A 12307-nucleotide genomic window follows, 5' to 3' on the forward strand; every position below is an offset into this window, starting at 1 on the left:
CACATGCGCGTAATGACGGGTATCCGACTCATACTCCACATGAGCGATAGCGATCGTGATACCCCGCTGACGCTCCTCAGGAGCCTTATCGATATTCTCGAACGCGATCGGCTGATTGATATCCGACGGCTTGTGCTTAGCTAACACAGCAGTGATCGCCGACGTCAACGTCGTCTTACCGTGATCGATATGACCGATCGTCCCGATATTGACGTGCGGCTTGGTCCTCTCGAACTTGGCCTTGGCCACTGCTGTCCTCCTCTTTCCCTAACCTCGTCGTATAGCCCGGCTCTACTGGACGATCTCGCGCGCCACAGAATCCGGGACCTCCTGGTAGGAGTGGAACTGCGGCGTGAATGTCGCGCGTCCCTGGGTTCGGGAGCGCAAGTCGGTAGCATACCCGAACAGCTCGGCCAGCGGCACCAGAGCCCTGATGATCTGGCTCCCGGAGCGTGCCTCGACGCGCTCGATTCGGCCTCTCTTGGAGTTGATGTCGCCTAGGACGTCCCCGAGGTAGTCGTCGGGGGTCACGACCTCGACCTCCATGATCGGCTCGAGCAGGACGGGCTTGCCCTTCCTGGCTGCCTCCTTGAAGGCCATGGAACCGGCCACCTTGAACGCCATCTCCGACGAGTCGACCTCGTGGTGCTGTCCGCTGGTCAGCGTGACCCGGACGTCCACCATCGGGTAGCCGGCCAGGACCCCGGTCTGCATGGCCTCGAGGACACCTGCGTCCACCGCCGGGATGTACTCCTGCGGGACGTCACCGCCTCGCACCGCGTTCACGAACTCGAAGCCGCCGCCGGGGCCGAGGGGCTCGACGTCGATGACGACCTTGGCGTACTGTCCGCGACCTCCGGTCTGCTTCGCGTGGGTGTAGACGTGTCCGGTCACGGGCTGACGGATGGTCTCCCGGTAGGCGACCTGCGGCCGCCCGGGGGTGGCGCCGACGTTGAACTCCCGGATGAGGCGGTCGACGATGATGTCGAGGTGCAGTTCGCCCATCCCTGAGATGATCGTCTGACCGGTCTCGTCGTCGGTCCGGACGCGGAAGGTCGGGTCCTCCTCGGTCAGCTTCTGCATCGCCTGCGTCAGCTTGTCCTGGTCGGCCTTCGTCTTCGGCTCGATCGACACCGAGATGACCGGTTCGGGGAAGGTCATCGACTCGAGCACGACCGGGTTGTCCGGGTCGCAGAGGGTGTCACCGGTGAAGGTGTGCTTCAGGCCGACCGCGGCGACGATGTCGCCCGCGAAGACCGCCTCGATGTCCTCCCGGTGGTTCGCGTGCATCCGCAGGATGCGTCCGATGCGCTCCTTGCGGTCACGGGTCGCGTTGTGGACGTGGCTCCCGGCCTTGAGCGTGCCGGAGTAGACCCTGAAGTACGTCAGCTTCCCGACGTAGGGGTCGGACACGATCTTGAAGGCCAGGGCCGAGAAGGGGGCGTCGTCGGTGTGCGGACGCTCGAGCTCCCGCTCCTCGTTCTTCGGGTCGATCCCGGTGACGGGCGGGATGTCGGTCGGTGCCGGCAGGTAGTTGCAGATGGCGTCGAGCAGGGGCTGGACGCCCTTGTTCTTGAAGGCGGTCCCGCAGAGCAGCGGGGCCATCTCCATGGTGAGGGTGTGACGGCGGATCGCGTCCAGCAGCTCCTTCGACGAGGGCTCGGTCTCGTTGACGAAGTGCTGGAGCATGACCTCGTCGTGCTCGACCTCCGCGAGGTCCTCGATCAGGGTGTGCCGGGCTGCCTGGGCCGCCTCTAGCATGTCCTCGGGGATCTCCAGGGTCTCCCACGTGTCGCCCATGCCCTCGCTCCACCGCAGGGCCTTCATCTCGACCAGGTCGATGACCCCCTGGAAGTCCGACTCGTTGCCCCACGGGATCTGGATCGGGATGGGGTGCGGCTCGACGAGGCGCTCTTTGATCATCTCGACGGCCTGGGTGAAGTCCGCGCCGACCCGGTCCATCTTGTTGATGAAGCAGATGCGCGGGACCCCGTACTTGTTCGCCTGACGCCAGACCGTCTCGGTCTGGGGCTCGACCCCCTGGACCGCGTCGAAGACGGCCACCGCGCCGTCCAGCACGCGAAGGGAGCGCTCCACCTCGACGGTGAAGTCGACGTGTCCGGGCGTGTCGATGATGTTGATCCAGTGGTCCTTCCAGTTGGCGGTGGTGGCGGCAGAGGTGATCGTGATGCCGCGCTCCTTCTCCTGCACCATCCAGTCCATGACCGCGGCGCCCTCGTGGACCTCGCCGATCTTGTAGGACTTGCCGGTGTAGTAGAGGATCCGCTCCGTGGTCGTGGTCTTGCCCGCGTCGATGTGAGCCATGATCCCGATGTTGCGGGTCCGGCTGGCCGGGAACTCCCGGATGGGGAGCCCCTGGGTCTTGCGCTGTCCGCCCTCGGGCTTGGGGGCCTGGGGCTGTTGCTTCTCCTCGTTCACTGCCGCCTCTGCCATCTCGTCCTCACGTCTGTCCTGTCGTGGTCGGCGCGCGGCCCCAGCCACACACGCTGTTACAGACGACCGCACCCAGCAGCCATCTGCTCTGTAGTCGTTGGATCTACCAGCGGTAGTGCGCGAAGGCCCGGTTGGCCTCGGCCATCTTGTGCAGGTCTTCGCGCTTCTTGACCGCGGTGCCCGTGCCCTGGAGGGCGTCCAGGAGCTCGCCGGACAGCTTCTCGGCCATCCCCTTGCCCTTGCGGGACCGGGCGGTGGACACCAGCCACCGGAAGGCCAGCGCTGTTCCTCGGCGCGGGTGGACGTCCACCGGCACCTGGTAGGTCGCCCCACCGACGCGCCTGGACCGCACCTCGAGCAGCGGCCGGACGTTGTCCACCGCCTTCTTGAGGGCCGGGACAGGCTCCATCCCGGACCGCTGACGCAGGTCGTCGAGGGCCTGGTACACGATCTTCTCGGCCGTCGTCTTCTTGCCGTCCTGCATCACACGGTTGATCAGCTGGGTCACCAGCTGGCTGTCGTGCAGCGGGTCGGGGCGGGTCTCGCGCTTGGGGACGGGTCCACGCCGTGGCATCAGTCCCCTCCTCGCTTCGCGCCGTACTTCGAACGGGCCTGCTTGCGGTTGCGCACACCGGCCGTGTCCAGCGTGCCCCGGATGATCTTGTACCGCACGCCCGGGAGGTCCTTCACACGGCCGCCGCGGACGAGCACGATCGAGTGCTCCTGGAGGTTGTGCTGCTCACCGGGGATGTAGGCGGTGATCTCCGAGCCCCCGGTGAGGCGGACACGGGCGATCTTGCGAAGGGCCGAGTTCGGCTTCTTCGGCGTGGTGGTGTACACGCGCAGGCAGACACCCCGCCGCTGCGGGGACCCCTTGAGGGCGGGGGTCTTCGACTTCGTCCGGGGGACCTTCCGGCCCTTCCTGATCAGCTGCTGGATCGTCGGCACTACGCGCTACCTTCTCTTTCGAGGTCACGCCTGGCCGCGCCGCGTCGAGGACCGTGGCCCGAAGGCCGGTGGTGCTCTCGGGGGTGCGGCCGGCGGGACCGGCCACAAACGGATGCGCCCGACCGGTGGTGCGCCGGACGCGAAGAGAAATGCTACCGGCACCGCGGGGGTGCGTCAATCTCTCGTCGCGTGAACCCACCCTTCCATCGCTCCCCGGGCCCCCGGGACGGGTGATGCGATGGCGGCTCGGACCTCCCATCCCGCCGCCTCTACCCCCCGGCGGGCCTCCTCGAGCGCCCTCCGGACGCCTTCCGCGTCGGTGGGGGCGTCCGAGAGCCTCAGCTCGAACATCGGCTTCACGAGACCGACGAGCTCGGCTCCCGGCTCGATCTCGAGCCTGTCGAGCTGAGCCACGGCCGCGGTCAGGGACAGGTAGGACACGTCCACGGTCACGAGGGAGATCGGGTCCGGGACGAGGTGGCGGTCGAGGTCCGCGACGTTCGTCGACTCGAGGTTCACGACCCGGGCGTCCTGGCGCAGGGAGCCACGGAGCTGTCCATGGCCGACGTCCACGGCGTAGACCCTCGAGGCGCCCCGGTCCAGCAGCGTGGTCGTGAAACCGCCCGCCGCGGCGCCCACGTCCAGGCAGGTGCGTGCGGCCGGGTCCACCGTGAGGGCGTCGAGCGCGGCGGCCAGCTTGCGGGAGCCGCGCAGCTCGGTCCGGGGCCTCACCACGACCGACGCCCCGGGCGTCACCATGCTCGACGGGTTCGTGACCGGGCTCCCGTTCACGAAGACGCGCCCGGCCGCGATGGCCTCCTCGGCGTCGTCCAGGTCGGGCCGGGCCCGTCGCAGCTCATCGAGTAGCCGTCGCCGCACCCAGGGAGCCTACTTCCAGCTGACCGCCCGTAGGCCGAGCCCTTCCCGTCGAGGGTCCCCGGATAGGACGGGGCGGCCGCGCTTCGCGCGGCCGCCCCGGGAACGCTGGGTGGCTGGGAGCCCTACTCCTCGGCCCCTGCTGCGTCGGTCTGCATCGTGAGCAGGTCCCGCAGCGCGACGTCGGACTCGAGCTCCCCGTCCTCGGCCATCCCGGCCGACGGGTCGTCGTCGTGCCACGAGGGCACCTCGACGAGCGGCTTCACCTTGACGGACCGGTACCGGCGCATCCCGGTGCCGGCCGGGATGAGCTTGCCGATGATCACGTTCTCCTTCAGGCCCAGCAGCGGGTCGCTGCGTCCCGACAGCGACGCCTCCGTGAGCACGCGCGTCGTCTCCTGGAACGAGGCGGCGGCGAGCCACGAGTCGGTCGCGAGGGCGGCCTTCGTGATCCCCATGAGCTCCGGCCGTCCGCGGCCGGGCTCCCCGCCCGCCTCGACGACGCGCTGGTTGGTGGCCTGGAACAGGTTGCGGTCGACGAGCTGTCCGGGCAGGAACTCGGTGTCGCCCGGCTCCACCACCGAGATCCGCCGCAGCATCTGCTTCGCGACGAGCTCGATGTGCTTGTCGTGGATGGTCACGCCCTGGCTCGCGTACACCTGCTGCACCTCGTTGGCCAGGTATCGCTGGACCTCGTTGATCCCGCGGATCTTGAGGATCTCCTTGGGGTCGGCCGCGCCCTCGAAGAGCTGCTCCCCGGCCTGGATCTGGTCTCCCTCGTTGTAGCGGAGCCGGACACGCCGGGGGACGGTGTAGCGCCGCTCCTCCCCCTCCGGGTCGGTGATGATGATCTCGCGGGACTTCTCCTTCTCCTCGATGGCGATCGTCCCCGAGATCTCGGCCAGCGCGGCCGCGCCCTTCGGGTTGCGGGCCTCGAAGAGCTCCACGACACGCGGCAGCCCGTGGGTGATGTCCTCGCCGGCCACACCTCCGGTGTGGAAGGTCCGCATGGTGAGCTGCGTCCCCGGCTCCCCGATCGACTGGGCGGCGATGATCCCGACCGCTTCCCCGATGTCCACGAGGCGCCCGGTGGCCAGGTTCCGGCCGTAGCACATGGCGCACACACCGACCCGCGACTCGCAGGTGAGGACCGTGCGGACGACGATCTCCTCCGCCTCCGCCGCGCGCAGCTTCGCGAGCTCGGGGCGTCCGACCTCCGATCCAGCGGCCAGGACCGTCTCCCGGCCCTGCTTCACCGGTTCGGCCAGGACACGGCTGAGGATCCGCGCGTCCCAGTCGGTATCGGTGCGCAGCTCGGCCACGTTGACCGTGAGCCCCTTGTCCGTCCCGCAGTCGACCTCGCGCACGATGATCTCCTGGGCGACGTCGACCAGACGCCGGGTCAGGTAACCGGAGTCGGCCGTCCGGAGCGCCGTGTCGGCGAGCCCCTTGCGGGCACCGTGCGTCGAGATGAAGTACTCGAGGACGGTCAGGCCCTCACGGAAGTTGGCCTTGATGGGACGCGGGATGATCTGCCCCTTCGGGTTGGCGACCAGCCCGCGCATCCCCGCGAGCTGCTGGATCTGCTTGATGTTCCCTCGGGCTCCCGAGTGGGCCATCATGAAGATCGAGTTGAGCTCGTCGAAGTTGGCCTCCATGGCCCTCGCCACCTCGTCGGTGGCCTTCGTCCAGATCTCGATCAGCTCCTGGCGCCGCTCGTCGTCGGTGAGCACGCCGCGCGAGTAGTTGACCTCGACGCGCTCCGCCTCCCTCTCGTAGCGGTCCAGGATCTTCGGCTTGTCCGGCGGGACGACCACGTCGTCTACGGCGATCGAGATCCCCGCGCGAGTAGCCATGTGGAAGGTCTTCGACTTGATCTTGTCCAGCGACTCGGCCACCACCGCCTTCTCGTAGCGGCTGATGAGGGCGTCGATGATCAGCCCCATCTCCTTCTTGCCGACCTGCTGGTTCACCCAGGGGAAGTCGCGCGGGAGGGTCTCGTTGAGGATCGCCATCCCCACCGTCGTCTCCACCAGCTGCGACCCGTTGCCTTCCTCGACCTCCCGGGGGGCTCCCCCGATCGTGTCCGAGATAGGACGGTCGAGCCGGATCTTCACCTTGGCGTGCAGGTGGAGCCACGGGTCCTTCGGGTCCTGGGTGTCGAAGGCCAGGACCGCTTCCGACGGGGACCCGAAGACGGTCCCCTCGCCGGGCGCCCCTTCGCGGACCGCCGTCAGGTACCACGAGCCCAGGATCATGTCGTGGGTGGGAGTGACGGTCGGACGTCCGTGCGCCGGCGACAGGATGTTGTGGGTGGACAGCATCAGCAGCCGCGCCTCGGCCTGCGACTCGGGCGACAGCGGCACGTGCACGGCCATCTGGTCACCGTCGAAGTCGGCGTTGAAGGCCGGGCAGACGAGCGGGTGGATCTGGATGGCCTTCCCCTCCACCAGGATCGGCTCGAACGCCTGGATCCCGAGGCGGTGGAGCGTGGGGGCCCGGTTCAGCATGACCGGGTGGTCGGAGATGACGTCCTCGAGCACGTCCCAGACCTGAGGCCGGGCCCGCTCCACCATCCGCTTCGCCGACTTGATGTTCGTGGCCAGGCCGGCATCGACCAGCTTCTTCATCACGAACGGCTTGAACAGCTCGAGCGCCATGATCTTCGGCAGCCCGCACTGGTGGAGCTTCAGGTCGGGGCCGACGACGATCACGGAACGGCCCGAGTAGTCGACACGCTTCCCGAGCAGGTTCTGGCGGAACCGCCCCTGCTTGCCCTTCAGCATGTCCGAGAGAGACTTCAGCGGCCGGTTGCCGGGACCGGTGACGGGGCGGCCGCGGCGCCCGTTGTCGAACAGGGCGTCGACGGCCTCCTGCAGCATCCGCTTCTCGTTGTTGACGATGATCTCCGGGGCGCCGAGGTCGAGCAGCCTCTTCAGCCGGTTGTTGCGGTTGATCACCCGGCGGTAGAGGTCGTTGAGGTCGGAGGTGGCGAACCGGCCCCCGTCGAGCTGCACCATCGGGCGCAGGTCGGGCGGAATGACCGGGTTCACGTCGAGGATCATCGCCATGGGCGTGTTGCCCGACTGCAGGAGCTGCTCCATGACCTTCAGCCGCTTGATGGCGCGGATCCGCTTCTGGCCCTTGTTCTCCTTCGTGACCAGACGCAGAGCCTCGATCTCCTCGGCCAGGTTCAGACCGCGCAGCAGGTCCTTGATCGCCTCGGCTCCCATGCCGCCCCGGAAGTACTCGCCGTAGGAGTCGCGCAGCTGCCGCCACACGTCCTCCGGGACGAGGCGCTTGGGCTCGAGCTTCGTGAACTCCTCCCACGCGCGGTCCATGAGCTCCGTCTGCTTCTCGACCCGGCGGTCGATCTCGCGGACGGCGATGTCGTACTCCTTCTGACGGGCCTTGACGGCGGTCGACTTGGCGCCCTCCGCCTCGAGCTCCTTCAGGGCCTTCTCCAGGTCCTTGGAGCGCTTGGCCTTGGCCGCCTCGGCCTCGCCGCGCAGGTCCTCCTTCATCCGGGCGAGCTGGCTCTCGAGCTTCGGGAGGTCGCGCTCGCGCTTCTCGGTCTCCACGTGGGTGATCACGTTGGAGGCGAAGTAGATGATCTTCTCCAGGTCCTTGGGAGCCAGGTCGAGCAGGTAGCCGAGCCGAGATGGGACGCCCTTGAAGAACCAGATGTGGGCGACCGGCGCGGCCAGCTCGATGTGACCCATCCGCTCGCGGCGGACGCGGGCCCGGGTGACCTCGACCCCGCACCGCTCGCAGATGATCCCCTTGAACCGGACGCGCTTGTACTTCCCGCAGGCGCACTCCCAGTCCTTGGTCGGACCGAAGATGCGCTCGCAGAACAGCCCGTCACGCTCGGGCTTCAGCGTTCGATAGTTGATCGTCTCGGGCTTGCGGACCTCGCCGTTGGACCACATGCGGATCTGCTCCGCGGTGGCCATGCCGATCCGAAGCTGGTCGAACTCGTTGACGTCCTGGACGCGCTGAGACCGCTCTTCCATCTGCTCTACAGCTCCTCACCGCTCGCGCGCTCGGGCCGGGACAGGTCGATGCCAAGCTCCTCCTGCACCCGGTAGTCCTCGTCGGACTCCTTCACCTCGATCTGCTTGCCCTCCGCCGAGAGGACCTCGACGTTGAGGCAGAGCGACTGCATCTCCTTGATCAGCACCTTGAAGGACTCGGGGATGCCGGGCTCCGGGATGTTCTCGCCCTTCACGATCGCCTCGTACACCTTCACGCGGCCGAGGACGTCGTCGGACTTGACGGTCAGGAGCTCCTGGAGGGCGAACGCGGCGCCGTACGCCTCGAGCGCCCAGACCTCCATCTCCCCGAACCGCTGCCCGCCGAACTGGGCCTTCCCGCCCAGCGGCTGCTGAGTGATCATCGAGTACGGACCCGTGGAACGGGAGTGGATCTTGTCGTCCACCAGGTGCAAGAGCTTCAGGATGTAGATGTAGCCGACCGTGACCTCCTGGTCGAACCGCTCCCCGGTCCGTCCGTTGTAGAGCACCGCCCGGCCGTGTTCGTCGACGAGCTTGCGGCCGTTGCTGCTCACGGTGCCGCGGCGGGGGTCCTTCGCGTTCGTGAGCAGGTCCTTGATCTCGTCCTCCCGCGCCCCGTCGAAGACGGGGGTGGCGATCCGGACGGGACCGGTCACGTCGCGGTGCTCGGCTCCCCACCCTGCTTCCTTCATCCAGGCGGGCGGAGAGTCGAAACGCCAGCCCGTGGACGCCACCCAGCCCAGGTGCGTCTCGAGGACCTGGCCCACGTTCATGCGGGACGGCACCCCAAGGGGGTTCAGGATCACGTCGACGGGCGTGCCGTCCTCGAGGAACGGCATGTCCTCGACCGGCAGGATCTTCGCGATGACGCCCTTGTTGCCGTGGCGTCCGGCGAGCTTGTCACCCTCGAGCACCTTGCGCTTCTGGGCCACGTACACCCGGACCAGCTGGTTCACGCCCGGCGGGAGCTCGTCTGAGCCGTCGCGGGTGAAGACGTGGACGGAGATGACCGTCCCGGACTCGCCGTGCGGCACCTTCAGCGAGGTGTCCCGGACGTCCCGGGCCTTCTCACCGAAGATCGCGCGCAGCAGCCGCTCCTCAGGCGTCAGCTCCGACTCGCCCTTCGGCGTGACCTTCCCGACCAGGATGTCGCCGGGGTTGACCTCGGCTCCCACGCGGATGATCCCGCGGTCGTCGAGGTCCTTGAGGAGCTCCTCGCTGACGTTGGGGATGTCGCGGGTGATCTCCTCGGGGCCGAGCTTCGTGTCCCGGGCTTCCACGTCGTGCTCCTCGATGTGGATCGAGGTGAGCACGTCGTCGCGGACGAGCCGCTCGGACAGGATGATCGCGTCCTCGTAGTTGTGCCCCTCCCAGGCCATGAAGGCGACGAGGAGGTTTCGGCCCAGGGCGAGCTCGCCCCGGTCCGTGCACGGACCGTCCGCGATCACCTGGCCCGCGGACACCCGGTCACCCTCGTTCACGATCGGGCGCTGGTTGATGCACGTCGTCTGGTTCGACCGGTCGAACTTCGTCAGCCGGTAGGTCTGCTCCGACCCGTCGCGGTGCGACACCACGATGTAGTCGGCCGAGACCTCGAGGACCGTCCCCGCCTTCTCGCAGACGACCACGTCCCCGCCGTCCTTGGCGGCCCGGGTCTCGATGCCGGTCCCGATGAGGGGGGCGTCGGTCCGCACGAGCGGGACGGCCTGCCCCTGCATGTTCGAGCCCATGAGCGCCCGGTTCGCGTCGTCGTGCTCGAGGAACGGGATGAGCGCGGTCGACACGGACACGATCTGCTTCGGCGAGACGTCCATGTAGTCGATCTTCTCGGGCTCCACGAAGACGATCTCGCCGCCCTTCGACCGGCACAGCACGTGGTCACCCTCGAACCGGCCGCGCTCGTCGAGCACGGCGTTGGCCTGGGCGATGATGAACCGGTCCTCCCGGTCGGCGGTGAGGAAGTCGATCTGCTCGGTGACCCGGCCCTTCTCCACCTTGCGGTAGGGGGTCTCGAGGAACCCGTAGGGGTTCACCCGGGCGAAGCTCGACAGGTACCCGATGAGGCCGATGTTCGGACCCTCAGGCGTCTTGATGGGACACATCCGGCCGTAGTGGGAGGGGTGCACGTCTCGCACCTCGAACCCGGCCCGCTCCCGGGACAGACCGCCCGGTCCGAGCGCGGACAGGCGCCGCAGGTGCTCGAGCCCGGACAGCGGGTTCGTCTGGTCCATGAACTGCGACAGCTGCGACGTCCCGAAGAACTCCTTGATGGACGCCGTGAGCGGCCGGATGTTGACCAGGGACTGGGGCGTGATCGCCTCGGCGTCCTGGGTGGACATCCGCTCCTTGATCACGCGCTCCATGCGGGCGAGCCCGATCCTGACCTGGTTGGCGATCAGCTCGCCGACGGACCGGACCCGGCGGTTCCCGAAGTGGTCGATGTCGTCTGTGTCGTAGTCGGGGTTGCCCTCGTGCAGCCCGACCAGGTACTGGACGGCCACCTTGATGTCCTGCTGGGTGATCACCGTGACGGCGTCGGGCAGGGTGGTGTCCATCTTCGCGTTGATCTTGTAGCGGCCCACCTTCGCCAGGTCGTAGCGCTTGGGGTTGAAGTACATCCCCTGCAGCAGCGAACCGGCCGACTCGGCCGTGGGCGGCTCGCCCGGGCGCAGCTTGCGGTAGATGTCCATCAACGCCTCGCCCGGGGTGCGGATGGGGTCCTTGTTCAGGGTCTCCCGCAGGGCCTCCGAGTCGCCGAACTCCTCGATGAGCTGCTCGTTCGTGATCTCGCGCTCCAGCTCCTCGCGGTCCTTCAGCTCGACCTTGCCGGTCTTGTAGTCGAAGGTGAACCCGTACAGGGCCCGCAGCAGGACGGTCGCGTGCTGGCGGCGCTTGCGGTCGATCCGGACGCCGATCGTGTCCTTGCGGTCCATCTCGAACTCGAGCCACGCGCCCCGGGACGGGATGACCCGGCAGGACACGAGCTCGCGGTCGGACGTCTTGTCCAGGGCCCGGTCGAAGTACACGCCGGGGGAACGCACGAGCTGGGAGACGACCACCCGCTCGGTCCCGTTGATGATGAACGTGCCCTTCTCGGTCATCATCGGGAAGTCCCCCATGAAGACCGTCTGCTCCTTTATCTCGCCCGTGCTCTTGTTCACGAAGCGGGCCTTCACGAACAGGGGGGCCGAGTAGGTCATCGAGTGCTCGCGGCACTCGTCCATCGTGTGCTTGGGTTCCTCGAACCAGTGCTCGGCGAACTCGAGCGCCAGGTTCCCCGTGAAGTCCTCGATGGGGGAGACATCGCGGAACGCCTCGCCCAGGCCTTCGGCCTTGAACGCGGCGAACGAATCCCTCTGGATACCGATCAGATCTGGGAGCTCGATGATGTCCTTGATCTTTCCGAATGAAAGACGCTCATCGATGCGGGTGGAAGCGGACGCGTCCGCCAATCGTCTCCCTCCCTTCGGGGGCCGGAACCTTCCCTGTCACCGAGGCGCGGTCAACCACGGTTGGGCGTGCGGGTGTCAGGGCTCGCTTGTAGAGGCGTCGGGCATGGCAAATCGCCAGTATAGCGACCGGCTATACCGGCGTCAACGGGCGGTAGTCGTTCCCGAACACCAGATGGGGCATAGATACACGCTGGGGGCGATCAAGTCAAGGGTCCACACGCTACGCCGCAGGTCAGAGCGGTGCGGGCGCTCGGCTACTCGACGACGTTGAGGCGGAAGAGCCAGCAGGGCTGCCCGTACCCGGTCCACGTCGCGCACAGGTCCAGGTTCCACTCCCCAGCCGGCAGGTCGACCGTGAGGCTGGTCTCCAGGGCGGGCTGGACGGGCTGGGGCTGGTGGGCCCGGCGGTCGGACCCCTGGAACGGGCGGATCGTCTCCTGGTTCGGGGCCCGGTCGGCGTCCAGGATCAGCAGGACCGTCTCCCGGGACCGGACGGTCAGGGCATAGGTCTGGTCGGGCGTGGGGTGGTCCTGGCACCGGCCCTGGGGGCCGGTGCCAGGA

General features: G+C 67.8%; 8 protein-coding genes. All 8 read right to left on the reverse strand.

Features of this window, described 5'->3' with window-relative positions; all coding sequences use genetic code 11:
• The coding region (locus VM840_12360) for a GTP-binding protein (GenBank protein HVL82372.1) at positions 1-249 on the reverse strand (249 nt) is incomplete at its 3' end.
• 42 nt (positions 250-291) lie between these two features.
• Positions 292-2454 (reverse strand): elongation factor G, encoded by a 2163-nt coding sequence (gene fusA / locus VM840_12365; GenBank protein HVL82373.1) that lies wholly within the window; start codon positions 2452-2454, stop codon positions 292-294.
• A gap of 103 nt (positions 2455-2557) precedes the next feature.
• Positions 2558-3028, reverse strand: a complete 471-nt coding sequence (gene rpsG / locus VM840_12370; protein ID HVL82374.1) for a 30S ribosomal protein S7 — start codon at positions 3026-3028, stop codon at positions 2558-2560.
• Positions 3028-3402 (reverse strand): 30S ribosomal protein S12, encoded by a 375-nt coding sequence (gene rpsL, locus VM840_12375; protein ID HVL82375.1) that lies wholly within the window; start codon positions 3400-3402, stop codon positions 3028-3030. Before rpsL ends, rpsG begins: the two co-directional genes overlap by 1 nt.
• A 174-nt stretch (positions 3403-3576) precedes the next feature.
• The gene (locus tag VM840_12380; GenBank protein HVL82376.1) at positions 3577-4281 is read right to left on the reverse strand and encodes an SAM-dependent methyltransferase; all 705 of its coding nucleotides are present in this window, start codon (positions 4279-4281) and stop codon (positions 3577-3579) included.
• A 122-nt stretch (positions 4282-4403) separates the two neighbouring features.
• Positions 4404-8294 (reverse strand): DNA-directed RNA polymerase subunit beta', encoded by a 3891-nt coding sequence (locus VM840_12385; GenBank protein HVL82377.1) that lies wholly within the window; start codon positions 8292-8294, stop codon positions 4404-4406.
• 5 nt (positions 8295-8299) lie between these two features.
• Positions 8300-11746, reverse strand: coding sequence for a DNA-directed RNA polymerase subunit beta (locus VM840_12390; GenBank protein ID HVL82378.1), 3447 nt, complete (start codon positions 11744-11746; stop codon positions 8300-8302).
• A 254-nt stretch (positions 11747-12000) separates the two neighbouring features.
• Positions 12001-12307, reverse strand: a 307-nt coding sequence (locus tag VM840_12395; protein ID HVL82379.1) for a hypothetical protein, incomplete at its 5' end; no start/stop codon positions are given.

Source organism: Actinomycetota bacterium (assembly GCA_035540895.1).
GTDB lineage: Bacteria > Actinomycetota > JAICYB01 > JAICYB01 > JAICYB01 > DATLFR01.